Here is a 22,927-nt window from a genome sequence, read left to right on the forward strand (position 1 = left end):
CACCGCCTTCGCGAGCAAGCCCGCTCCCACGTTGGTTTTGCGTACTAGCAGTCGACCTTGTGCCTGGCCGCATACAGGCACAGCATCTCCATCGCCAGCGTCGCTGCGGCCAGTGACGTAATCTCCGCGCTGTCATAGGCCGGCGCCACTTCCACCACGTCCATGCCCACCAGGTTGATCCCGCGCAGCCCGCCGAGGATCTCCAGCGCCTGCACCGTACTCAGCCCGCCGCACACCGGGGTACCGGTGCCCGGCGCATAAGCCGGATCCAGGCAATCGATGTCGAAGGTCAGGTACACCGGGTTGTCGCCCACCCGCGCCCGAATCGCCTCGACAATCGCATCCACCCCCCGTCGATGCACTTGCCGCGCATCCAGCACCTCGAACCCCTGATGATCATCATTGGTGGTGCGCAAGCCGATCTGCACCGAACGCGACGGATCCACCAGACCCTCTTTGGCCGCATGCCAGAACATGGTGCCGTGGTCGATGCGCTTGCCCTCCTCGTCCGGCCAGGTGTCGCTGTGGGCGTCGAAGTGGATCAGCGACAACGGGCCATGCTTGCGCGCGTGGGCCTTGAGCAGCGGATAGGTGATGAAGTGATCGCCACCGAAGGTCAGCATCGCGCTACCGGCGCCCAGGATATGGTCGGCGTGGGCTTCGATGGCTTCCGGGGTCGACTGGGGTGAGCCGTAGTCGAAGTCGCAATCACCGAAGTCCACCACCGCCAGATGATCGAACGGGTCGAAGGTCCAGGGCCAGTGGCGTTCCCAGGCGATCCCGGCGGACGCGGCGCGAATGCCCCGCGGTCCGAAGCGCGCGCCGGGGCGGTTGCTGGTGGCGGTGTCGAACGGCACACCGCTGACGGCCACATCGACACCACGCAAGTCGCGGCTGTAGCGACGGCGCATGAAGCTGGTGATGCCGGCGTAGGTGCTTTCGGCGGCGGTGCCATACAGGCTGTCGCGGGTCATGGCCTGGTCGTTTTGCATCGGGACGTCCATCTCGTGTTCCTTATTATTGGCGGCTACGGAAAGCGGTCCACACCCGGGTGCGCTGGCGCATGTCCTTGAGGCTCATGCTGCGGTCGGCATACAGCAGGTCGCGTACGTCAGCGGGCGGATAAATGTCCGGATCAGTGCGCACCGCTTCATCCACCAAAGGCGTCGCGGCCTGGTTGGCGGTGGCGAAAAACAGGGTGTTGGTCAGCGCGGCGACCGATTCGGGGCGCAACATGAACTCGATGAATTTACGCGCAGCTTCCGGGTGCGGCGCATCCTTGGGGATCGCCAAGTTGTCCTGCCACACCAGGGTGCCTTCCTTGGGAATCCGGTAGGCGATTTCATAGGGTTTGTTGGCCTTGCGCGCCTGATCGGCGGCCATGCTGGCGTCGCCGTTGTAGGCCAGCGCCAGGCACACGCTGCCGTTGGCCAGGTCATTGATCTGCCGGCCACTGGCGACGTACAGCACCGAAGGCTGAAGCTGATGCAACAGCGTCTGGGCGGCATCGAGATCAGCCTTGTTGGTGCTGTAGGGATCCTTGCCCAGATAGTGCAAGGCCAGGCCGATCACTTCCTGGGGCGAATCGATGATCGCGATGCCGCAGTCCTTGAGCTTGCTGGCGTATTCGGGTTTGAACAGCAGGTCCAGGCTGTTGAGTGGCACGTCCGGCAGGCGTTTGTTCACCGCTTCAACGTTCATCCCCAGGCCCAGGGTGCCCCAGGTGTAGGGCACGCCGTATTGATTGCCGGGGTCCACCGCCGCCAGTTTCTCCAGCAGGTCCGGGTCGAGGTTGACGTAGCCCTTGAGGCCTTCGTGGGGAATGGCTTTCAGGGCGCCGGCCGCCAGGCCACGGGCCAGCACGCTGGATGAAGGCACCACCACGTCATAGCCGCTGCCACCGGTGAGCAGTTTGGTCTCCAGCACCTCCGGCGCGTCGAAGGTGTCGTAGCGCACATGGATGCCGGTTTCCTGCTCGAAGCGTTGCAAGGTTTGCGGCGCGACGTAATCGGCCCAACTGTAGAGATTGAGCGTTTGCTCCTCGGCCTGGGCCGCGGCGGCCATGGCAAGAAACAGCGCGGGGACACACAACTTGAATGCGGGAGCCATGACGAACACCTGACCAGAGGAAGTGGTTGCAGGATGCGCCGTCGGATACATTGGTGAAATATCAAGTTAATTAACCTGACATTAGCCAGGAGTAATGTTTCATGCTCGGTCAATTCCACGATCTGGACCTGCAGCTGCTGCGCCTGTTCGTCAGCGTGGTGGAGTGCGGCGGCTTCAGCGCGGCCCAGGGCGAACTGGGCCTGAGCCAGTCGAGCATCAGCCAGCAAATGGCCAGGCTGGAAACCCGCCTCGGTTATCGGTTGTGCAGCCGTGGCAAGGGTGGGTTCAAGGTCACGCCCAAGGGCGAGCAGTTGCTCAGTGCCACCCGTGGGTTGTTCGAGTCCATCGAAGCGTTCCGCCATCAATCCAACGGCGTGGCCGGGCGTTTGATCGGCGAGGTGCGCCTGGGGTTGTCCGAAGCGTTGGACCAATCGGTGCTGCAACGGGTGGCCGAGGCGATCCGGCGCTTTCGTGAGCGGGACCAGTCGGTGCGCATCGAACTGATGAGCGCCATGCCCGGGGAAATGGAGCGCTTGCTGCTGCAACAGCGGCTGGACCTGGCCATCGGCTATTTTTCCCTGGCACAAAGTGCCTTTGACTATCGCCCATTGTTCAGCGAAACCCAGCACCTGTACTGCGCGGCGGGCCATCCGCTGTTCGACGACGCTGCGGATGACCAGGCCCTGCAAGCCTGCGATCGGGTCGATCACCCTTATCGGTTTCTGCGCAACGACGAGCCCTTCCAGGGGGATTTGTGTTCGGCGCGTTCCGAGCAGGTCGAGGGGACGCTGGCCTTTATTCTGTCCGGCAAGCACGTCGGTTACCTGCCCGACCACTTCGCCCGCAGTTGGGAGGACAAGGGCCTGCTGCGAGTGGTGCGCCGCGCAGGGATGAGCTTCGACGTGGCGTTTCACCTGGCCCGGCATCGGGCGCAGGTGCCGGGGGATGCGCAGAAGGCATTCGAAGAGGATTTGTTGGCGGCATTCTCCTGACCCGTGGCAGGGAGCTTGCTCCCGCCGGGGTGCGCAGCGCCCCCAAAACCAGACGACACGGTTTACCTGATGCTCCGCGTGCAATGAATTGGCGGCTGCTGCGCAGCCGAGCGGGAGCAAGCTCCCTCGCCACAACAGCGGTGTCGCCGCCAGCCCTTCTGTTGCCCTCGCCTTCAGCTGCTGGCATCCTGCGCCTCCATTTTCTGACCCGGCCCCGCCTCCCGGCACGTATCCATGACTTCCCCTGAAAAAAACCTGCGCCACAACGACCTGATCTATGGTCTCGACGACCGCCCCCACCTGACGGCCACCGTGTTCGCCGCCCTGCAGCATGTGCTCGCCAGTTTCGTCGGCATCATTACCCCCACCCTGATCATGGGCAGCGCCCTGGGCCTGCAAAGTGAAATCCCCTACCTGATCAGCATGGCGCTGTTCGTTTCAGGCCTGGGTACCTTCGTGCAGGCGCGGCGCTTCGGGCCGATCGGTTCCGGGTTGCTGTGCCTGCAAGGCACCAGTTTCTCGTTCATCAGTGTGATCCTCAGCGCCGGGTTCATGGTCAAGGCCCGGGGCGGCGGCACCGATGAGATCCTGTCGACCATTTTCGGCGTGTGCTTTTTCGCCGCGTTCATCGAAGTGGTCTTGAGCCAGTTCATCGGCAAGCTGCGGATGCTGATCACCCCGGTGGTGACCGGCACCATCATCACACTCATGGGCCTGTCGCTGATCAAGGTGGCCATGACCGACATCGCCGGCGGTTTCGGTGCCACCGACCTTGGCGCGGCCAGCCATTTGGGCCTGGCGGCACTGGTACTGGGCACCATCGTGGTGTTGAACCGGGTGGACGTGCCGTTCCTGCGCCTGGGGGCCATCGTCATCGGTTTGACCCTGGGTTACGGAGTTGCCTGGTGGCTGGGGCATGTCGATTTCGCCAGCCTGCCCGCCGTACCGCTGGTGAGCGTGCCGGTACCGTTCAAATACGGCTTCTCCTTCGACTGGGTGGCGTTTGTGCCGGTGGCGGTGATTTTCCTGGTGTCGCCGCTGGAAGCCGCCGGCGACCTGACCGCCAACTCGATGATTTCCCGGCAACCGGTCAAGGGTCCGCTGTACATCCGCCGGATCAAGTCCGGGTTGCTGGCCGACGGCCTCAATTCGGCCATGGCCGCGGTATTCAACAGCATGCCGATGGTGACCTTCGCCCAGAACAATGGCGTGATCCAGTTGACCGGCGTGGCCAGCCGCTACGTGGCGTTTTTCATCGCCGGGCTGCTGGTGGTGCTGGGGCTGTTCCCGATGATCGGCGCGGTGCTGCAGTTGATGCCCAAGCCGGTACTCGGTGGTGCGGAACTGGTGATGTTCGGCACGGTGGCCGTGGCCGGGATAAAGATTCTCGCCGAAGCGGGCCTGCACCGGCGCAACATGCTGATCGTGGCAATTTCCATCGGCATGGGCCTGGGGGTCGCGGCGGTGCCGGAAGTCTTGCGCGAACTGCCCAAGGCGCTGCACAACATTTTCGAATCGCCAATCACTGTCGGCGCGCTGTGCGCTATCGTTCTTAATATCTTCCTGCCAGAAGAGTTCATTGAGCTGGAGGAAGACGATTTCGATCCGGAAGCCTCGATTCTGCAGGTCATGGAAAACCCGGAAGTCCCGGCCAAGGGTGAACCCGCCACACCATACGGTGTCGCACAGTCGAACCGCTAGACCACGCTCGAGGGCTGAGTCGTTGGCGGCTCAGCCCTTTTTTGTGAGAGCACCTCGATGCGCAATCTCCATGCAATGATCCTTACCACCCTGTTGCTCGCCCTGAGCGCCTGCGCCGTCTATCCCAACAATGACCCGCTCAATATCAATGTGGTCGGCATCCAGCCCCTGCAAAGCCAGGACATGGAAGTGCGGTTCGCCGTGAAGATCCGCGTGCAGAACCCCAATGGCACCAACATCAATTACAACGGCGTGGCCCTGGACCTCGATATCAACGGCCAGCCGTTCGCCTCGGGGGTCAGCGATGCGTCCGGTTCGGTGGCGCGCTACTCGGAAACGGTATTGAGCGTGCCGGTCAGCGTGTCGGCGTTTTCCGTGTTGCGCCAGACCTGGGGCTTGAGCCAGATGCAGACCCTGAACAACATGCCTTACGTACTGCGCGGCAAACTGGCCGGAGGCTTGTTCGGTACCCGGCGTTTCGTCGACAGTGGCAAGTTGAGTTTTCCGGGGCCGGTGACGGGCAGCCGCTGAGGTGAAACCCCCGTAATCTGTAGGAGCGAGCTTGCTCGCGAGGGTCCTCAACGATAACGCGGGCTGTCTGAACGCCCGTGGTGTCTGGACGTTCATCGCGAGCAAGCTCGCTCCTACACGTCAGGCGGTGAATTTCACGCCGGGTTTGGCGCGTTCGTCCACCGTGAGTTCGAAGATGTCCGGGCGCGCGTAGTGGCCAACCACGTCGTAGTCGTAACGGGCGCGGATCAGGTCGTCGGTGTCGATTTCGGCGGTGAGCAGTCCGGCCTCGCCGCGCAACGGCCCGGCCAAGACGTCGCCCATGGGCCCGACGATCACGCTGCCACCGGCAATCAACGGCCGATCCGCCGGCCAGTTGGCCACCTCGACGCCCAACGACTGGGGCGAATCCTGAACCTGGCAGGCGCTGACAACGAAGCAGCGGCCCTCATGGGCGATGTGGCGCATGCTGACCTGCCACATCTCGCGCTCGTCCACCGTCGGCGCACACCACACCTCCACGCCTTTGGCGTACATCGCCGTGCGCAGCAGCGGCATCATGTTTTCCCAGCAGATCACCGCGCCGATGCGCCCGACCGGGCTGTCGATCACCGGCAGGGTCGAACCGTCGCCCTTGCCCCAGATCAGCCGCTCGGTGCCGGTGGGCATCAGTTTGCGGTGCTTGCCCACCAGGCCCGCCTGGGGATCGAAATACAGCGCGGTGCAATGCAAGGTGCTGCCCGCCCGCTCGATCACGCCGATCACCAGGTTGGCCCCGGTGCGCGCCGACAGCCCGGCCAGCGCTTCGGTTTCGGCGCCGGGCACATCGATGGCATTGGCGAAATAACGGGCAAACGCCTCGCGCCCTTCCGGCAGCCGATACCCCAGCTGCGTGCCAAAACCTTCGCCTTTGGGATAACCACCCAACAATGCTTCGGGCATCACCACCAGCGCGGCGCCGGATTCGATGATTGCGTTTTCATAGGACAGGATCTGTTCCAGGGTCTGCGCCTTGCCGCCGGGCAAGGCGCCGATTTGCAGGGCGGCGACGGTCGATTTAGCCATGGGGTGAACTCCGTTGACATCAGGTGTTGCCCATTCTCGAACCTCAGCCGATCATGAATAAAGCCCCTATCGCTGCTGAATGATATGAACACCAGGAATATCAGCCGGGAATGCGGGCAATGACCTTGATCTCGAAGTCGAACCCGGCGAGCCAGTTGACACCGATTGCCGTCCAGTTGGGATAAGGCGCTTGCGCGAAGATGTCGCTTTTAACCGTCAGGACTGTCCCGAACTGATGTTCAGGATCGGTATGAAAGGTCGTGACGTCGACGATATCGTCCAGCCCGCACCCGCCCGCCTGCAGGGTCGCCTGCAGATTGGCGAAGGCCAGACGGACCTGCGCCTCAAAATCCGGCTCGGGTGAGCCATCGGTGCGACTGCCGACCTGGCCCGAAACGAACAGCAGATCGCCCGACCGGATGGCCGCTGAATAGCTGTGTTCTTTGTAAAGTTCATGCCGGCCGGCGGGGAAAACGGCTTCACGTACGCTCATGTGGGTGCTCCAGTTGTTGAGGTATGGATGCACCATAGCCCGAAGATTTGTTTGGATAATCCAGCAATTACCTACAACACTATTTGTACAATCCAAACAATTATCAGGAGCAATCATGTGGACAGGTTTGACGCAATGCGGGCGTTTGTCCGGGTAGTCGAGGCCGGCAGCTTTACCAAGGCAGCAGAAAATCTGGACATGAGCCGGACCACGGTCACTCAGTTGGTTCAACAGCTGGAAGCGCACCTGCGCATCAAACTGCTCAACCGCACCACGCGCAGAGTGAATGTCACGACCGATGGCGCGGCCTATTACGAGCGCGTGGTACGACTGCTGGCGGAACTCGACGACATCGAAAGTAACTTGCCCGGGGTCTCCACAGCGCCCCGTGGCCTCTTGCGCGTGGACGTGCCCAGCCCGTTCGCCAACATCATCCTGGTTCCAGCGCTGCCCGCGTTTTACGCCCGCTATCCCGATATCCAGCTCGAACTCGGCGTGAGCGACCGCACCGTCGACCTGATCGGTGAGAACGTCGATTGCGTGGTACGTGGTGGTGACGTCAAGGATGGTTCGCTGGTGGCGCGGCACGTCGGTGACCTGCAACTGGGCGTGTACGCGGCGCCGTCCTATCTCACCCAGGCAGGCACGCCCGCGCACCCCGATGAGCTGCTCGATCCGGGCCATCGCGTCGTCCACTACCGCTGGGCAAACGGGCTGCCGTATACGATGAACAAGGGCAGCGAGACAGTACGGATCGGCGGGCGCTACGTACTGGCGATCGATGACGGAAACGCCTACCTGACCGCAGGGCTGCGAGGACTCGGGGCGCTGTGGTTGCCCGAGTACATGGCCAAACCACACGCCGCCAGCGGTGCACTGATACGGCTGTTCACCGACTGGCGGATCGACCCGATGCCGCTCTACGTCGCCTATCCGCCCAACCGGTATGTGCGCAGGCACCTTCGGGTGTTCATCGACTGGATCATCGAACTGATGGCCGTGCACGCACCCCGCACGCTGGCGCCAGCCGTCAGCAAACAAAACCCCTTACTGCCCAATACACCAACGCCATGAATATCGCCGACATCGATCTCAACCTGCTCAAAGTCTTCGAGGCCCTGCATGAAGAGTCCAGTGCCAGCCGTGCCGCGCTGCGCCTGGGTGTGACGCAGTCGGCGGTCAGTGCAGCGTTGCGCCGCCTGCGCCAGGTCTATGGCGATCAGTTGTTCGTGCGCACCGGCCGTGGCCTGGGGCCAACGCTCAAGGCCAATCAGCTCAAACCCGTGATCAGTGATGCGCTGAACAAATGCCGGCAGAGCCTGGCCATGGTCGACCCCGACACCGGCGATTACACCGGTCGCTCGGTAACCCTGGGCATGTCGGATGATTTCGAGATTGCCTATGGCAGGCAGTTGATCGAGCGAGTGGCCCGGGCGGCTCCCCAACTGCGCCTGATCTTCCGCCAGACCCACAGCCAGATCGTCGGTGAAGCCCTGATGGAACGCAGCATCGACCTGGCGATTACCGCCGGCGGCTTTACCGAGCGGCTGCTGAGCCGGCAGGTATTGGGCGAAGGGGGTTATGCGTGCCTGGTCGACCCGCAGAGTCTGGCCGAGGGGCAGCACAGCATCAGCCTTGACCAGTTTGTCGCCCGGGAGCACATCCTGGTGTCGTCCGGGGGCTTTATCGGCATCACCGATGAAGGGTTGGCGGCTCTGGGCTTGAGCCGGCGGGTCTGCGCGTCGACCACGCATTTTGCGGCATTGCCGCACCTGCTCAAAGGCAGTCAGGCCGTAGCGACCATTCCTGATCATGCGGCCGCCAGCATCGCCGCGCTCTGTGGCCTGGCCCTGCTGCCCTGCCCGCTGGCGTTGCCGCGCTATCCGATCGAGCTGGGCTGGCGCACCAGCGCGCAGCTCGATCCAGTGGTGGCAAAGGTCCGTGAAGCAATCCTGGGCGGTTTTGCCTCAATGAACCCTGCAACCCCCGACATCAGCTATCGTTGAATCGAACATCAGGGGCAGGCCCGGGGTCTGACTTGCTTCAAGAGCGTTTTTCAAGGGAGAAATCACAATGGCTGCGTTCAAACCCGGTCACCTGCACATCGAGCGATACGCGCTGAACAAGGAAGATTTCAGCTACAACCTGAGCATCGACTATGAAGTCAGTCAGGACCCCAGTGAAGGCCCCGGCATGCAGTTCACGGTGCACGGCACGATCGAAGGCAAGGACATGAGCGAAGCGTTTTTCCTGCCCAGGGACAAGGCCTACAACTTCGCCAGCAACATCACCAAGATTCTGGAGAAGCACGGCATTCCCAAGGCTGTGAGCAGCCTGGGCTCCGAGCACAAGCAGTACGATGCCATGTTCGAAGACGTCAAGGCACAGCTCGACCTCAAGCCCGGGGACCCGGTCAAGCCCGAGCACCTGCAATAGCGGCGCCGGGTGATTACTTGTTGGCCGCCATCAGGCGATTGACTTCACTGCGCACCATGTTGGAGAACTCGGGCGGTGACATGCCGTCCAGTTCGGCCCGGACCCACTCGGCCCACTTGCCCTTGCGTTTGGCCCGCTCGCCGAACAACCGTGCGGCTTCGCCCTTGGCTTTGCCCAGGTTGTTTTGCCAGAGTTCGAACAGTCGGGATTTTTCGTCTTCAAGCGCTGCGCGCTCGGCAAGGGATTTGTCGGCCAGATTGAAGCTCATGGGAATGTTCCTGCTGCGTAAATAGCCGACATCTTACACTGTGGGAAGAATCGTCCGACTCGGGATTTTTTCCCGGACCCCGCCCGCAGCGAAAAATCGCTGCAACTTTTTCAATCGCCGCACACTCCATTGTTCACTGTCATTACCTGCAAGGAGTACTTCAATGGCCCGCAAAACCGCCATGCAAGCCGCCGAAGATCAAATCAAGGATCAGGCCTTCAGCGAACTACAAGCCTTGATCGAGGAGTCGGAAAAACTGCTCAAGAGCAGCGCCTCCCTCGTGGGTGAAGAAGCGGAGACCCTGCGTGGGCAAATCGCCCAGAAACTGCAGCAGGCCCGGGACTCAGTGACCAGCGTGCGCGACCGCACACTGCCGGCGGTGGAAGCCACCGAGACCTACATTGGCGGTCATCCGTGGCAGACCGTGGCCATCTCGGCCGGGTTTGGCCTGGTGGTGGGATTGCTGCTCGGGCGTCGTTAAACGCTGAGCCTGTAAATGCAATCCCCTGTGGGAGCGGGCTTGCTCGCGGAGACGTCATGCCAGTCAACGATGATGTTGAATGTGACACCCTCTTCGCTAGCAAGCCCGCTCCCACGTTGACCGCGTTTAATTCTCGCCCGCCAACGCCCGCAGATTCGCCAATGTCTGTTCATCCAGCGCAATGCCCTGGTCCTGCGACTTGGCCCGCTGATGATGCCGACGATCCCCCGGCAATCGCTTGAGCCCTACCCCATGCATCTGCCGAACCAGTTCCTGGCTGCGCTCGGCAAAGCTTTGTCCGGCAGCCTTGCTCGGGTCGATAACGATCAGCAACTGCCCGGTCCACGGTGTTTTGGCACCCGGATGGTTCTTCCAGTCGAACTCGAAAGAGAAATTACCCCCGGTCAACGCCGCGGCCAACAATTCCACCATCATCGACAGCGCCGAACCCTTGTGCCCGCCGAATGGCAGCAGCGCACCGCCTTCCAGTATGGCTTTGGGGTCCTGGGTCGGCTGACCAAGACCGTCCACACCCATGCCTGGCGGCAACCGCTCACCGTTGCGCGCGGCAATCTGCACGTCGCCATGGGCAATGGCGCTGGTGGCCAGGTCGAAAACGATCGGGTCGCCGTCGGCACGGGGCGCGGCAAAGGCTATGGGGTTGGTGCCGAACAACGGCCGGTCGGCGCCGTGGGGCACGACACAGGTCATGCTGTTGACCACGCTCAAGGCCACCAGGCCTTCATAGGCGAAGGGCTCGACATCCGGCCACAGCGCGGCGAAATGATGTGAGTTGCGGATCGCCAGCACTGCGATGCCGGCGCTGCGGGCCTTCTGCACCAACAGATCGCGGGCCGCCGCCAGGGCCGGTTGCGCAAATCCGTTGCCGGCATCCACCCGGACAAACCCTGACGCCACGTCCTCGACCACCGGCACGGCCTTGCCATTGACCCAACCGCTCTGCAACGTCGACACATAGCCGGGAATCCGAAACACCCCATGGCTGTGCGCGCCGTCACGCTCGGCGCCGGCGCAGTTTTGCGCCAGTACCCGGGCAACGTCGGTTGAGGTGCCATGGCGCAGGAATATCTTCTCAAGCAAGGCCGTCAGCTCGCTGAGTGACAGGTTTTGCAAGACAACAGCACAATCGTGTGGCGCAGACATCTGAAGCTCCAGACTAATTATTGGAGGGGGCAACAGCGTACATAGAGCGCCGATTAACCACGCGCCGCAGGGGGCCTGTCAACCCTTCGATCGCGCCTGTTCGCACCAACACCGGTCGACCGTGCGTTATCTATCTACCGCCTGCATCAAGGAGCCCGCTTTTAGTCTCGACGCCCTATCCACTGGCGCCATCCAAGAGACCGATCATGACCGCTACGCCCCACGCTCCCCTGTTTTTCCCCCAAGCCCTGAACGCCCCCGGCCTGTGGACCGAACTGGGCAAGACCCACGGACTCACCCGCAAGGATTTTGAATGGCTCAGCCACTTGAAACTGGCCAGCCACGACCAGCGCAACAAACAGACACCCCCCATGCTCGCCGAGCACATCATGGTCAGCATCGCCAGCCTGTCCCAGCCCCTGGCCGGCTGCTTCGTGCTTGGCGCAACGCCCAGTGACAAGGGCGAGATTCTCTACACCCCCTACGCCGGTATCAGGAAGTTCGCCAATCGCAGTGCCCTGTCCACACACCTCAAGACCCAGTTGGACAATGCGGACGAAGACCATGACTTGCTGGCCTTCCTGTCATTGTCGGCGCGCCAGGCCCTGGCGGCGGCCAGCGACATCAAGGTCACGTTCCAGGCCATAGACGGCGATGTCTTCGAAGACCAGCGCGCCGTTATCGAACTTAACCAGCACAGCAACAATCAGGCGATGCTGGACGAGTTGCACAAGCTGCCGACACTCGATGCGATGCTCGATGCCCTGCTCGGCAGCCTGCTCAAGGCTGAATTCCCGGGACTGGATCAGCGCCGGACCGAGGTCTGTTTCTATACCGCAGCTTCGAATGCGACATCACGGCGCCTCACCCAGTCGATGTCACTGGGCGATGCGCTGCTGCGGTACTACCGTCACCAGCGCTGGCCAGTTGGGCAGACGGTTGAGTTCACTCATCCGCAACGGCCGGCACGGACCGGTGATCAGCTACGCTGCGAAACTGCGATCCAACGTGCCGCCGATGGCCTGATCGCCCAACTCTCCAGCCGGCTGCAGGACTTCTGGAACCAGGCCAGCGTCGACGGCGCCCCACGCAGGGCATTCTTTGCCAGCTGCCTGCTTGAAAAAGCCCGGGCCGATCTGTTGCTCAAGCGCGAAGGCAACATCATCACACTTGAACAAAGCCGCGCCCTGCGCCCTTTGATCGAAGCCACCGCCTCTGCGCTGACGGTCGAAAGCGTACGCCTGTGGGAATACCCGCCCAACTTCGTCGAGCTGGCGGGCTCGCTGATGATCAGTCAGGACAGGGCCAACGCTTTTCTGTACACCCCCGCCAAGGGCCTGCAAGTGCTCCAGGACTATGCAGACCTCAAAGCCACGCTGCGCAGGAAGTCCACGGTGGCCGGCCACGACGATGAACTCTATGACCTGATGAGCCTGGAGGAACGCAGCCGTTTCATCGGTTTCGAACAACCTCAAGTGTCTGGCGCGGTGATCAACGGCTCTGCATTCACCGCGCTTCTGGAAGCGATCATTGGCAAACAACTGCAAAACCTCGAATTTGCCTTCCAGGTGTTCCGAAACAGCGACGGCGCGGTGAATATCCAGGCGTATTTCGACAAGGCCCTGGACATACGCGCCATGATCGGCGAGCAGCTACTGACCATCGACGCACAGGGCCGCTGGAGCACCCGGCCAGTGGCCTCAGGCGAACAACCCTCCCTGGTATTGCGGGATACGGCCGCGGGGTTCGTGAAAACCTTTCACGCCGTGGAGCTGCCCATCCTCGCTCAATTGCGCGCGCAACCCTTGGCCTCGCAGGCACTGCAGAGACAATACCTGGAACCGATGAAACCAAGACTGGCCCAGGCGATTTCCGTTGCCTTGCGTGGTGATGCCAGCCTTCGGGAACTGAGCGGATCGCTGCGCAACGCCGATTGGTTGATCGTCGACACGGTTTTCAATCCGGACCACGCCAACCGCAAAAGCCGCCCCGCCATCCGAGGCTTTTACCCGGATGCGTTCTCGCTCGTCCTCGAATGTGCCGGCGAAAAAGATGTGATGCGCCTGGCCAACTGCGTCCTGGTGACCGAGCGTGGCGGACTCGACGCGGCACACTCCGGACGTGCGATCCTGTGGACCCCTGGCGCGGGGCTGGAAGTCTTCCACAACGTCGCCCACGTGCATCGACAACTGAACCTGCGCCTGCTCAATCCTGAAAAGCGCCTGGTGCTTCTGGAGAACCTCACCCCCACCCAGCACATGTTCCATCGCCGCTACTCGCTCAACTCCCTGCGACTGATCCAGGGCAACGTTCTACAACACCTGGCGCAATCGGCCATCGATCTTTTTCTGGCGCGCTGCGAGCAGGTGCGATCGCTCAAACTCGACAAGGTCAAGCAGGCCCAGGCACTCCAGGCGCTGGCTCAAGCCGGCATCGACACCCACCTGGCCCGCGCCACGCGTATCGCCCAGGCCATCAGCCAGCAGCAGTCGATGCCCGCCTGGCTGGGACTGGCGCCGGTCGAAGAACAGAAACTGCACATCGAACTGCTGGAGCAGTATCGCCACAACGTCACCGACGACAAGGATTACCTGCACGGGATACAGACCCTGGAAGAGTACGTGCGGCAAACACTCAAGACCTTGCTTGGTGCGCGCTTCCCGAAAACCACCGTCGATCCCGACTTGATAGAGATCACACCCAATCTGGCGCTGGCCGGACCGGCACAAACCCTGACCCGATTTGCCCTTAACCATGTCAACATCGCCCAAGGCACGGGTTTTCGGGTCAGCGCCACCGCCCCGCAAAGACTCCCTGAAGGCCTGGATCAAGCTGGCGTCACTCAACTGTTGCTGTCGCTGAACATCGAGCACGACTATGCAAAGCACATCACGCAAGCCCTGTCCGGCGCCGATGCCGCCCAACGCAAACTGCGCTTCGTTCGGCAAGTCCCCTGGCAATTGCTGCAGCACGCCCATGCCCTGAAACTGCAACGTCATCTGTCTTCCAGAGCCTTCGACCTGATTGCTCAGGTGCTGGACATGCCGGACGCCATGGCCCGCTCGGTGGTGGCCGGCGCCGTCGCTATCGTCTGCCCCTTGGAACTGATCAAGACCACCGGCGCCAAAGCGGTGCAAGCAGAAGGTCTGTACCTGATCCGTTCTGGCGCGAGTAAAACAGGCCCGCACTTGTTGTACGCGCCGTATTCACCGGGCTCGCTATTCACCGAGTTCGCCAGCGAAGCGGACCTCGTCGCGGCGATCAATACACCCGGTCCCCTGGAGGACTTGGTCGTGCGACGCCTGCCGCAAAGCCAGCAGGTGCCGTTCCAGAATCTGTTCAAGGCCAGCGTCGGCGAGTCGAGCGAAATCACCCTTGCGTCAACGCCCCTGGACGGTCATCTGCTCACGCAATGGTTCAATGACAACACCCGCCTGCTGAGCAAGTTGCTTGGCAGTCAGTCCGAGGCCACGGGGCAGTCGGACTGGGACGCTGCCAGGCAATTGTTCAGCAGCGCCATCAAGCGAATTTCCGGCCAGTTACCCGGCAAGCTCGGTCACATCCGGTTTGTGTGGCAAGCCTACGAAGACTTCCAGGACTCCGCCGAAGCCTTGCAGGATCACCATTGGTCCCGGGCCATCAAGCGTTTCATCGACGGTGCCGCGCAGATGGTGACACTGGGCGACCTGTCGCTGGACGAAGTGATCGACGACGTCCCGACACCCGCAGCCCCACCCGTCAAAACACCGCTGCTGCCCCCCCAATGGTCGCGCACCAAACCGACCGCGGCCCTACGCACCCGGTTACAGCCCTTCGAGGCGTCGACCGTGGCCTTGAAGGACTTGACCAGGGACACCGCTGAAGGCACCTACACCGATACCGTCAGCAAGCAGCGTTATGCCGCTGTCGCCGGCAAAGTCTACGGCGTCGCCAAACCGGGTGCCGCGCTGCTCCTCAGTCATGCCGAACGCAGCGGGCCGGCACTTGCGAAAACCCCCGGCGGCCAGTGGATACTCAACCCGGACCGGCACACGGTGCACCACGGCAAGGCCCTGTCGAAGATGCTCAACGAGTATGCGGCGGACCGAGACGTCCGCCGGTCTTTCAACATCGAAGCCCAGGGCATGATGAGCATCCGTTTCAATTACCCGGACAAGGCCCGCATGATCATCCAGGCCATCGACATGGCGCGCTACTACGCCTTCAATTGCCTGCACAATCTGGCCCAGGCGCGACGCCTTGAAAAAGGAACGCGTCTTGAAGGTTTCCTCAAGACGTTCTTCGACGTGCCCAAGGTCGACATCAGCCTGCTGGATAAAATCGCCAAAACCATCGTTCCGCTGTGCAAGGCGTTGGTGGACCCCAACGAAGAGCTGTTGAACTCCGAGCGTTTCGTCGTCGGTTCGATGCGCCACGCGGGCGATAACACCACGGCATTCGTGATCGATGACGATGAGCGCAGGCAAGTGCATTTTACCGACGCCTTCTTCAATCCCGATCTGGACATCTACGAGGCCTTCCTCACCCAGCCTTTCGATATCGACGGCCACGCCCAGGCCGCCGTGCTGATCCATGAATTCTCTCACCTGTTTTCCAGTGCCATCGATATGTCTTATCTGGAAGCCCGCCGGCCGTTCAGCGACCTGATCGCGCCAATCACCAGCCTGGGCGCCGAGATGAAGCGCATCCAGGAGACTTTCCAGCGCCAGGCCCTGTCGATGGAGACGCCGCGCGAACAACTGTTCGCCCGCTGGAGCAATGAATTGAGTGCGTGGATCGATCTGGACGAGGTCTCAGGGGCCAAGCATGTGGGCAGACAAATCCTGAAAATTACCGGCTGCAAGACCATGGATGAGGCCCGATCCGCCTTCAGGAACCGGGTGGACCCGGATGTGCGCATCGCCACCATCCTGCGCAACGCCGACTCCATCGCGCACCTGATCTGCCAGATGGGACGACAATTGGATCCGGCGGTGTGACGGTGCCGGGGCCCGAGCCGAATACGATGGTGTCATCGACGTCATCGCGCAACGCGCCCCGAAAAGCTGAAAAAATCAGGGGCCTGGAACACCATTGCGCAGTGTTTCACGCCATGACGACGAAATTTCTACATTCATGTCTTCATGATTTGGGTCGCTCATACGTCTCGTTATAAAAGAGCACCCATTTTCCTGATCAGGCTCTGTAAAGGAGTTTTGCCATGTACAACTCGCAACTGCCAACGGACGGCAGCAACTCACCCAAGGGGACTTCCGTTGAAGTCGGTGTTTTCGAGCCGCGTACCGAGCGCCACGGTAACGAGCGCATTCGCCTGCTGCTCAAGAACTTTGGCCTGCGAACCAGTCTGATTCGTCTCAAAGTCATTGACGTCCTGCTCACCGCTGCCGAAGGCGAGCGCAGCATGGGTGTACGCGGGTTGCACACGCAGTTGCTGGAACTGGGCATCCCCCTGTCCTTCCTGAGCGTGCGTGAAGTGTTGAAACGTTTGTGCAGCGAAGGCGTGATCGTGCTCAACGCCGATAAAAGCTACAGCCTCGACCCCCGTGCCGCCGCTATGCTGCGCAATCACTGATCGACCACGGCCCTGTGGGAGCGAGCTTGCTCGCGATAAACGTCCAAGCGACGCAGGCATTCAGATAGCCAGCGTCATCGTTGACGACCATCGCGAGCAAGCTCGGCTCCTACAGGGTAATGTGTAGAGCCAAATGGACTGGGCTCAGTGCTTCACCTTGCGCCGCATCACCCCATTGACCACCACTACCACCACCGCCACGCCAATGGCGATGTACTGAAACAACTTCTCACTGATGACGCCAGTGTTCTGCAAATAGGACAGGCCGAACATGATCGCCAGCACCACCAGGGAGATCAGGATCGAATATTTCAAACGTTGCGACTGGGTCATTGGGTATTTCCTGAATGTAAGCCTGAAGCTTGAATAATGTATCCGCTTTGTATCCGATCGCATGCCAAGCCCCTACCATTTTCCGGGAATGAGGCACGGCGAACGGGGTCTCATGTTACAGCCGATGAGGATTTTTAGCTTTATCACGGCGATAACCATGAGGATTTTCAAATGTTGCGTCGAATCACACTGCTGATTCCCCTGCTGGCCCTGCTCTCTCTGAGCGGCTGCATCGTTTTCCCCCACGGCGGCTGGCACCATGATCACCATTACGACAACCGGGGCGGGCCGGGGTATTACCACCGCTGACCCTGTACTTGGGTAACTCGTGGTGAGGGGATTTATCCCCGCTGGGCTGCGAAGCGGCCCCAAAAACTGCAATGCTCGTTATGCCTGACATTACACGCCTGCAGAACCAAGGGGGTCGCTTCGCGACCCATCGGGGATAAATCCCCTCACCACAGATAAATCCCCTCACCCCAGAAAAATCCCCGCACCACAAACAAATCCCCTCACCTCAGATGAAATGACCGGCCACAAAAGCGCACTGGACTCGTGAATATTTCTGTATCACTTTGAAACACTCCCATACCTAACCACCGCCAAAACCCGTCAGAATGCGTTTTTTTCGCCCGCCACCCGAGACCATTCCCCCATGCGAACCTCTCTGCGTCTGGCTGCCCTGAGCGCCCTGTTCATCTCCTCCCTGGCCCAGGCCGCCGAACTGATCCCCATCGAAGTCCATCGCGACGCCAATTGCGGTTGCTGCAAGAAATGGATCAGCCATCTGCAGGCCAACGGCTTCAAGGTCGAAGACCACGTCGAAGCCAACATGAGCGAATTCAAGCAGCAGCACGGTGTCCCGCCGCGCCTGGCGTCGTGCCACACCGGCCTGATCAACGGCAAATTCGTCGAAGGCCATGTGCCGGCCGATCAGGTGCTGGCCCTGAGCAAACGCGATGACCTGCTCGGCGTGGCGGCCCCTGGCATGCCCATGGGTTCGCCGGGCATGGAAATGGACGGCATGAGCGATGCCTATCAAGTGATCGGCCTGAAAAAGGACGGCACCGATCTGGTCGTAGCGGACTACCCCGCCCATTGATCTTCAGCGCCTGCCTCGGTTTGTTCCTCGCGGCCTTCGGCGCCGCGACCCTGCTGCCTCTGCAATCGGAAGCCGTACTGGTGGGCCTGCTGCTCAGCGACAGGTACTGGCTCTGGTTGCTGCTGGCCGTGGCTACCCTGGGCAACGTCCTCGGCTCAGTGGTCAACTGGTGGCTCGGCCGCGCCCTCGAACGCTTCCGCCACCGTCGCTGGTTTCCAGTCAGCGCCCGACACCTGGAAAAAGCCCGAGTCCACTATCAGCGTTACGGCCACTGGTCGCTGTTGCTCAGTTGGCTGCCAGTGATCGGTGACCCGCTGACACTGGTCGCCGGGGTGATGCGCGAACCCCTGGGGCGCTTCCTGCTGATCGTGACCCTCGCCAAGGGTGCCCGTTATGGCGTGGTGGCCCTGGCCACCCTGGGCTGGATGGGTTGAACCAAGCGCCGGGGCGATTGCCTGTTTAATGTCGCCCTAATCATGCCGATCCAGCATCGGCGGATTTTCACCGGAGTTCACCCATGCCCTTTACCCTCGCCCGCTGGTTGCCTGGCCTGCTGCTGACCGCCGCATTACCGGCTATCGCCCACGCCGACGGCCCTGAATATGGCCCCGAGCTGCAAGGCTTTGAATACCCCTACACCGTCAAACACTTCGCCTTCGAGTCCCAGGGCAAATCCCTGCAGATGGGCTACATGGACGTCGCCGCCCACGGCAAGGCCAACGGCCGCAGCGTGGTGCTGATGCACGGCAAGAATTTCTGCGGCGCGACCTGGGAAACCTCGATCAAAGCCTTGAGCGACGCAGGCTACCGGGTGATCGCCCCGGACCAGATTGGCTTCTGCACCTCCAGCAAGCCCGATCATTACCAGTACAGCTTCCAGCAACTGGCGAGCAACACCCAGCAACTGCTCAAGGCTCTGGGCATCCAGAAAGCCACCCTCCTCGGCCATTCCACCGGCGGCATGCTCGCCACCCGCTATGCCTTGCAGTACCCCGAGCAGGTCGAGCAACTGGCGCTGGTCAACCCCATCGGCCTGGAAGACTGGAAAGCGCTCGGCGTGCCCTATCGCACCGTCGATCAATGGTATCAACGCGAACTCAAGCTCAGCGCCGACGGCATCCGCACCTACGAACGCAACACCTACTATGGCGGCCGCTGGAAGCCGGAGTTCGATCGCTGGGTCGACATGCTCGCCGGCCTTAACAAAGGTCCGGGGCATACGCAAGTCGCGTGGAATTCGGCGTTGATCTACGACATGATCTTCACCCAACCGGTGTACTACGAATTCCAGAACCTGAAGATGCCCACCCTGTTGCTGATCGGTACCTCCGATACCACGGCCATCGGCAGTGATATCGCCTCGCCTGAGGTCAAGGCCAAACTCGGTCATTACGATGTACTGGGCAAACAGGTGGCAAAACTCATTGCGCAATCGACCCTGGTGGAATTTCCCGGCATGGGCCACGCGCCGCAGATGGAAGAACCGGCGCAGTTCCACAAGGCGTTGCTTGACTGGCTGAACAAAACCAATCCCGTGCGTTGAAGAGGTAAGGCAGATGGCGGTGCAGATTGCAGTGATTGACGATTGGCAGGACGTGGCCCGTGGTGTGGTTGACTGGTCGGTGCTCGAGCCGATCGGTCAGGTGAGTTTCATCCACGATTACCCGGCCGACAACGACGCGCTGGCAAAACGCCTGGCTGAGTTCGAGGTGATCTGCGTGATGCGCGAACGCACCCGTTTCGACGCAGACCTGCTGGGGCGCCTGCCGAAACTCAAGCTGCTGGTGACTGGCGGCATGCGCAACTTTGCCCTCGACCTGCAGGCCGCCAAGGCACTGGGCATCCAGGTGTGCGGCAGCGACAGCTATAAACACGCCGCCCCGGAACTGAGCTGGGCGCTGATCATGGCCGCCACCCGCAACTTGGTGAATGAAGCCAATGCCTTGCGCGCCGGTCAGTGGCAGCAGGGCCTGGGCGGCGACCTGCACGGCAAGACCCTGGCGATCCTCGGCCTGGGCAGCATCGGCCAGCGCGTCGCGCAGTTCGGCCAGGTGTTCGGCATGCGGGTGATCGCCTGGAGCGAAAACCTCACCGCCGAACGTGCCGAGCAAGCCGGCGTGACCTACGTCAGCAAACAGGAACTGTTCGAACAGGCCGATATTCTGTCGGTGCACCTGGTGCTCAGCGACCGCTCCCGCGGCCTGGTGGATGCCGAGGCATTGGGCTGGATGAAACCCACGGCGCTACTGGTCAACACCGCCCGCGGGCCGATTGTCGACGAAGCGGCGCTGATCAAGGCGTTGCAGAAGCGTCGCCTGGGAGGCGCCGCGCTGGATGTGTTCGAAGTGGAGCCATTGCCGGCCGGTCATCCGTTGCGCACGCTGGAAAATGTGCTCGCCACGCCCCACGTCGGATACGTCAGCCAGCAGAACTACCAACTGTTTTTCTCGCAGATGATCGAGGACATTCAGGCTTGGGCTGCAGGGACGCCAATCCGGTTGCTGAACTGATATCGCGTTATCGTTTTTCGCGAGCAAGCCCGCTCCCACATTGGATCTTCATTTGCCACGGTTTCATGACTGGCGACCATCCCATGTGGGAGCGGGCTTGCTCGCGAATAGGCCCTCACAACCACACACCCCCAAAACCATGCACCGCAATGGTGCGCATCAACTGTTCACCCCCGCACACCAATGTGACAGTACTGCATCAATTTCACCCCATTGTGCAAAAAAACCTGCCCTTCGTCGGTGCGATCGCCTCGTAATCCGGCACGTCCGTACCCCGTGAAACCGATTGTCGAACAATTTTGCCATTCGCGCTGTACCGCTCTAAGTTCTGGTCTAGGCTCACTTTCGCGAGGCGAAACCGGTCGGTCACAAAGAGGAAAAATAATCGAAACTTTTGCTGCAAGTGGTCGGTCCTCTGAAAGGTAGGTGTGTTGCGACTGGTGCAATCCTTGCAATGACCCCTTTACCCATTTGCTTGAGCGCATGGGCAGCGTTTGCTCACCGATGCGGGGCGCTTTTGTGCCCGGCCACAGGACGTGGCCAAAGACACTTTTCTTGCCAGATTCAAGAATTAGATCAAAGAGACGGGAGATTCATATGATCAGTGCGGCTTTAGATGTTCAGGGAGAACGTGCGCTTCAGCACGTTGGCGAATCGAGTGTCTTGAATGCTCCCATTGCCCAGTCGATCAGCGTTCCCGGCACCAAGACGCTGGCCCCCGCGGCCAGCCAGAATCCAAACCGGAAAAAAGTCTTGTTCGTCACCTCGGAAATCGCCGATCTGGTGAAAACCGGCGGCCTGGGCGACGTGTCTGCCGCCCTGCCCCGGGCCATGACCCACCTGCACGACGTGCGGGTGCTGATCCCCGGTTACCCGCAAGTGCTGCACAGCGAAAATCCGATACATATCATCGGCGAACTGGGTGGCCATGCCGCGTTGCCACCCTGCAAGATCGGACGCATGGACATGCCCGACGGCCTGGTGATCTACGTGCTTATCTGCCCGGAACTCTACGAGCGCGAAGGCTCGCCCTACGGCGCCAACAATGGCCGCGACTGGCCGGACAACCATATTCGCTTCGCCCGCCTGGGCCTGGCCGCCGCCGACATCGCCGCCAACCTGGCGCAGATTCACTGGTGCCCGGACCTGGTGCACGCCCATGACTGGCCCGCAGGCCTGGCCCCGGCATACATGCACTGGCGCGGACAGCGCACCCCGACCCTGTTCACCATCCACAACCTGGCGTACCAGGGCGTGACCAGCCTGGGCTCCTGCCCGGAACTGGGCATCCCTCACCACGCCCTGCAACAGGAAGGCATGGAGTTCTACGGCAAGATGTCGTTCCTCAAGGCCGGCATGGCTTATTCGAGCCACATCACCACGGTCAGCGCCACCTACGCCCAGGAAATCACCACCCCGGCCTTCGGCTGCGGCCTCGACGGTTTTCTCGCCGCCAAGACCCAGCAAGGCCTGCTCAGCGGCATTCCCAACGGCATCGATGAAAGCTGGGACGCCGCCACCGACGCCCACCTGTTCCGCCCTTTCGCCATCGGTGACTGGGAGGGCAAGGCAGTCAATGCCGACCACGTGCGCAAGCTGTTCGGCCTGGAAGACTCCGAAGGCCCACTGTTCGCCGTGGTTTCGCGCCTGGTCTATCAGAAAGGCCTGGACCTGACCGAAGCGGTCTCCGAATACATCGTCAAATCCGGCGGGCAGATCGCGATCATCGGCCGTGGCGAGCCGGAAGAAGAACAGGCCATGCGTGAACTGGCCCTGCGCTTCCCCGGGCAAATCGGCGTGCGCATCGGCTTCAACGAAACCGATGCCCGGCGCATGTTCGCCGGCAGCGACTTCCTGCTGATGCCGTCGCGCTATGAACCCTGCGGCCTGAGTCAGATGTACGCCCAGCGTTTCGGCTCATTGCCGGTGGCGCGCAATACCGGCGGCCTGGCCGACACCATCGAAAACGGCGTGACCGGTTTCCTGTTCGACGAATCCACGGTGGAGAGTTACCAGGAAGCCCTGAGCCGGGCCTTCAAGGTGTTCGCCTTCCCGGCGCTGCTCAACGCCATGCGCTGCCGCGCCATGACCCAGCCGTTCAACTGGTGCCAGGCGGTCGAACCCTATGCCGAACTCTATGAACAACTGGTGGCTAAAGCACTGGGGAAATCGCACAAACAGTAGGAGGATT

General features: G+C 61.4%; 22 protein-coding genes. 15 read left to right on the forward strand and 7 right to left on the reverse strand.

Translation table 11 applies throughout. The annotated features are described in order from the left end of the window. Positions 1–44 precede the first annotated feature (44 nt). Together speB and B0W55_RS04720 are read right to left on the reverse strand one after the other, a co-directional pair. Complete coding sequence (gene speB / locus B0W55_RS04715) at positions 45–1,004, reverse strand: agmatinase (protein ID WP_077044856.1); 960 nt, start codon at positions 1,002–1,004, stop codon at positions 45–47. 13 nt (positions 1,005–1,017) lie between these two features. Further along, positions 1,018–2,109, reverse strand: coding sequence for a polyamine ABC transporter substrate-binding protein (locus tag B0W55_RS04720; RefSeq protein ID WP_077044857.1), 1,092 nt, complete (start codon positions 2,107–2,109; stop codon positions 1,018–1,020). A 101-nt stretch (positions 2,110–2,210) separates the two neighbouring features. Here B0W55_RS04720 and B0W55_RS04725 point away from each other — a divergent pair, with 101 nt between their 5' ends. From B0W55_RS04725 to B0W55_RS04735, 3 genes are all read left to right on the forward strand, one after another. After that, a complete protein-coding gene (locus B0W55_RS04725; RefSeq protein WP_077044858.1) occupies positions 2,211–3,101 on the forward strand; it encodes a LysR family transcriptional regulator in 891 nt (296 codons plus the stop codon). A 234-nt stretch (positions 3,102–3,335) separates the two neighbouring features. Continuing rightward, on the forward strand, positions 3,336–4,802 hold the full coding sequence (locus B0W55_RS04730) for a nucleobase:cation symporter-2 family protein (RefSeq protein WP_077044859.1): 1,467 nt from the start codon (positions 3,336–3,338) through the stop codon (positions 4,800–4,802). Between the two features lie 57 nt (positions 4,803–4,859). After that, entirely contained in the window at positions 4,860–5,333 is a 474-nt protein-coding gene (locus tag B0W55_RS04735) for an LEA type 2 family protein (protein ID WP_077044860.1), read from the forward strand. A gap of 120 nt (positions 5,334–5,453) precedes the next feature. Here B0W55_RS04735 and B0W55_RS04740 read toward each other — a convergent pair whose 3' ends face one another. Together B0W55_RS04740 and B0W55_RS04745 are read right to left on the reverse strand one after the other, a co-directional pair. Further along, the gene (locus B0W55_RS04740) at positions 5,454–6,377 is read right to left on the reverse strand and encodes a carbon-nitrogen hydrolase family protein (protein ID WP_077044861.1); all 924 of its coding nucleotides are present in this window, start codon (positions 6,375–6,377) and stop codon (positions 5,454–5,456) included. A gap of 100 nt (positions 6,378–6,477) precedes the next feature. Beyond that, entirely contained in the window at positions 6,478–6,870 is a 393-nt protein-coding gene (locus B0W55_RS04745; protein ID WP_077044862.1) for a RidA family protein, read from the reverse strand. A gap of 117 nt (positions 6,871–6,987) precedes the next feature. Here B0W55_RS04745 and B0W55_RS04750 point away from each other — a divergent pair, with 117 nt between their 5' ends. The 3 genes from B0W55_RS04750 to B0W55_RS04760 all read left to right on the forward strand — a co-directional run bounded on the left by B0W55_RS04750 (position 6,988) and on the right by B0W55_RS04760 (position 9,306). Beyond that, a complete protein-coding gene (locus B0W55_RS04750) occupies positions 6,988–7,944 on the forward strand; it encodes a LysR family transcriptional regulator (RefSeq protein WP_077044863.1) in 957 nt (318 codons plus the stop codon). Next, the gene (locus B0W55_RS04755; RefSeq protein ID WP_077044864.1) at positions 7,941–8,876 is read left to right on the forward strand and encodes a LysR family transcriptional regulator; all 936 of its coding nucleotides are present in this window, start codon (positions 7,941–7,943) and stop codon (positions 8,874–8,876) included. Before B0W55_RS04750 ends, B0W55_RS04755 begins: the two co-directional genes overlap by 4 nt. A 67-nt stretch (positions 8,877–8,943) precedes the next feature. After that, positions 8,944–9,306: a DUF5064 family protein gene (locus tag B0W55_RS04760; protein ID WP_077044865.1), complete on the forward strand. Its 363-nt coding sequence runs from the start codon at positions 8,944–8,946 to the stop codon at positions 9,304–9,306. A gap of 13 nt (positions 9,307–9,319) precedes the next feature. Here B0W55_RS04760 and B0W55_RS04765 read toward each other — a convergent pair whose 3' ends face one another. Further along, positions 9,320–9,574 (reverse strand): hypothetical protein, encoded by a 255-nt coding sequence (locus tag B0W55_RS04765; protein ID WP_077044866.1) that lies wholly within the window; start codon positions 9,572–9,574, stop codon positions 9,320–9,322. 163 nt (positions 9,575–9,737) lie between these two features. On the opposite strand from B0W55_RS04765, the gene B0W55_RS04770 reads away from it, so the two are divergent. Then, positions 9,738–10,055, forward strand: a complete 318-nt coding sequence (locus B0W55_RS04770) for a YqjD family protein (RefSeq protein ID WP_077044867.1) — start codon at positions 9,738–9,740, stop codon at positions 10,053–10,055. Between the two features lie 126 nt (positions 10,056–10,181). On the opposite strand, the gene B0W55_RS04775 is transcribed toward B0W55_RS04770, so the two are convergent. Further along, positions 10,182–11,219 carry an Ldh family oxidoreductase gene (locus tag B0W55_RS04775; protein WP_077044868.1) on the reverse strand — a complete coding sequence of 346 codons (1,038 nt, stop codon included), beginning with the start codon at positions 11,217–11,219 and terminating at the stop codon, positions 10,182–10,184. A 206-nt stretch (positions 11,220–11,425) separates the two neighbouring features. On the opposite strand from B0W55_RS04775, the gene B0W55_RS04780 reads away from it, so the two are divergent. Both B0W55_RS04780 and B0W55_RS04785 read left to right on the forward strand, forming a co-directional pair. Then, positions 11,426–16,198 carry a dermonecrotic toxin domain-containing protein gene (locus tag B0W55_RS04780; protein ID WP_077044869.1) on the forward strand — a complete coding sequence of 1,591 codons (4,773 nt, stop codon included), beginning with the start codon at positions 11,426–11,428 and terminating at the stop codon, positions 16,196–16,198. Positions 16,199–16,419: 221 nt separating this feature from the next. Next, positions 16,420–16,791, forward strand: a complete 372-nt coding sequence (locus tag B0W55_RS04785) for a fe2+ zn2+ uptake regulation protein (RefSeq protein ID WP_077044870.1) — start codon at positions 16,420–16,422, stop codon at positions 16,789–16,791. A 144-nt stretch (positions 16,792–16,935) separates the two neighbouring features. Here the strand turns inward: B0W55_RS04785 and B0W55_RS04790 are convergent, their stop codons facing one another. Next, a complete protein-coding gene (locus tag B0W55_RS04790) occupies positions 16,936–17,124 on the reverse strand; it encodes a hypothetical protein (RefSeq protein WP_077044871.1) in 189 nt (62 codons plus the stop codon). A 171-nt stretch (positions 17,125–17,295) separates the two neighbouring features. Between B0W55_RS04790 and B0W55_RS30725 the strand changes: the two genes are divergently transcribed. From B0W55_RS30725 to glgA, 6 genes are all read left to right on the forward strand, one after another. Continuing rightward, positions 17,296–17,433 (forward strand): hypothetical protein, encoded by a 138-nt coding sequence (locus B0W55_RS30725; RefSeq protein WP_175645468.1) that lies wholly within the window; start codon positions 17,296–17,298, stop codon positions 17,431–17,433. 346 nt (positions 17,434–17,779) lie between these two features. Next, the gene (locus tag B0W55_RS04795) at positions 17,780–18,226 is read left to right on the forward strand and encodes a DUF411 domain-containing protein (protein WP_077044872.1); all 447 of its coding nucleotides are present in this window, start codon (positions 17,780–17,782) and stop codon (positions 18,224–18,226) included. Continuing rightward, positions 18,226–18,660: a YqaA family protein gene (locus B0W55_RS04800; protein ID WP_077044904.1), complete on the forward strand. Its 435-nt coding sequence runs from the start codon at positions 18,226–18,228 to the stop codon at positions 18,658–18,660. The genes B0W55_RS04795 and B0W55_RS04800 overlap by 1 nt, the downstream gene beginning before the upstream one ends. Positions 18,661–18,743: 83 nt before the next feature. Beyond that, positions 18,744–19,769 (forward strand): alpha/beta fold hydrolase, encoded by a 1,026-nt coding sequence (locus B0W55_RS04805; protein WP_077044873.1) that lies wholly within the window; start codon positions 18,744–18,746, stop codon positions 19,767–19,769. A gap of 13 nt (positions 19,770–19,782) precedes the next feature. Then, positions 19,783–20,736 carry a D-2-hydroxyacid dehydrogenase family protein gene (locus tag B0W55_RS04810; protein WP_077044874.1) on the forward strand — a complete coding sequence of 318 codons (954 nt, stop codon included), beginning with the start codon at positions 19,783–19,785 and terminating at the stop codon, positions 20,734–20,736. 597 nt (positions 20,737–21,333) lie between these two features. Further along, positions 21,334–22,920 carry a glycogen synthase GlgA gene (gene glgA, locus B0W55_RS04815; protein ID WP_077044875.1) on the forward strand — a complete coding sequence of 529 codons (1,587 nt, stop codon included), beginning with the start codon at positions 21,334–21,336 and terminating at the stop codon, positions 22,918–22,920. Positions 22,921–22,927 lie beyond the last annotated feature (7 nt).

This window comes from Pseudomonas sp. KK4, from assembly GCF_001984065.1.
Taxonomy (GTDB): domain Bacteria; phylum Pseudomonadota; class Gammaproteobacteria; order Pseudomonadales; family Pseudomonadaceae; genus Aquipseudomonas.

Bases quoted from the DNA above. Each gene is read 5' to 3' on its own strand.
- glgA (WP_077044875.1), top strand. From the start codon at position 21,334: ATGATCAGTGCGGCTTTAGATGTTCAGGGAGAACGTGCGCTTCAGCAC.
- B0W55_RS04780 (WP_077044869.1), top strand. From the start codon at position 11,426: ATGACCGCTACGCCCCACGCTCCCCTGTTTTTCCCCCAAGCCCTGAAC.
- B0W55_RS30725 (WP_175645468.1), top strand. From the start codon at position 17,296: ATGTTGCGTCGAATCACACTGCTGATTCCCCTGCTGGCCCTGCTCTCT.
- B0W55_RS04760 (WP_077044865.1), top strand. From the start codon at position 8,944: ATGGCTGCGTTCAAACCCGGTCACCTGCACATCGAGCGATACGCGCTG.
- B0W55_RS04730 (WP_077044859.1), top strand. From the start codon at position 3,336: ATGACTTCCCCTGAAAAAAACCTGCGCCACAACGACCTGATCTATGGT.
- B0W55_RS04745 (WP_077044862.1), bottom strand. From the start codon at position 6,870: ATGAGCGTACGTGAAGCCGTTTTCCCCGCCGGCCGGCATGAACTTTAC.
- speB (WP_077044856.1), bottom strand. From the start codon at position 1,004: ATGGACGTCCCGATGCAAAACGACCAGGCCATGACCCGCGACAGCCTG.
- B0W55_RS04810 (WP_077044874.1), top strand. From the start codon at position 19,783: ATGGCGGTGCAGATTGCAGTGATTGACGATTGGCAGGACGTGGCCCGT.
- B0W55_RS04765 (WP_077044866.1), bottom strand. From the start codon at position 9,574: ATGAGCTTCAATCTGGCCGACAAATCCCTTGCCGAGCGCGCAGCGCTT.
- B0W55_RS04795 (WP_077044872.1), top strand. From the start codon at position 17,780: ATGCGAACCTCTCTGCGTCTGGCTGCCCTGAGCGCCCTGTTCATCTCC.
- B0W55_RS04790 (WP_077044871.1), bottom strand. From the start codon at position 17,124: ATGACCCAGTCGCAACGTTTGAAATATTCGATCCTGATCTCCCTGGTG.
- B0W55_RS04740 (WP_077044861.1), bottom strand. From the start codon at position 6,377: ATGGCTAAATCGACCGTCGCCGCCCTGCAAATCGGCGCCTTGCCCGGC.
- B0W55_RS04775 (WP_077044868.1), bottom strand. From the start codon at position 11,219: ATGTCTGCGCCACACGATTGTGCTGTTGTCTTGCAAAACCTGTCACTC.
- B0W55_RS04785 (WP_077044870.1), top strand. From the start codon at position 16,420: ATGTACAACTCGCAACTGCCAACGGACGGCAGCAACTCACCCAAGGGG.
- B0W55_RS04755 (WP_077044864.1), top strand. From the start codon at position 7,941: ATGAATATCGCCGACATCGATCTCAACCTGCTCAAAGTCTTCGAGGCC.
- B0W55_RS04770 (WP_077044867.1), top strand. From the start codon at position 9,738: ATGGCCCGCAAAACCGCCATGCAAGCCGCCGAAGATCAAATCAAGGAT.
- B0W55_RS04805 (WP_077044873.1), top strand. From the start codon at position 18,744: ATGCCCTTTACCCTCGCCCGCTGGTTGCCTGGCCTGCTGCTGACCGCC.
- B0W55_RS04735 (WP_077044860.1), top strand. From the start codon at position 4,860: ATGCGCAATCTCCATGCAATGATCCTTACCACCCTGTTGCTCGCCCTG.
- B0W55_RS04725 (WP_077044858.1), top strand. From the start codon at position 2,211: ATGCTCGGTCAATTCCACGATCTGGACCTGCAGCTGCTGCGCCTGTTC.
- B0W55_RS04720 (WP_077044857.1), bottom strand. From the start codon at position 2,109: ATGGCTCCCGCATTCAAGTTGTGTGTCCCCGCGCTGTTTCTTGCCATG.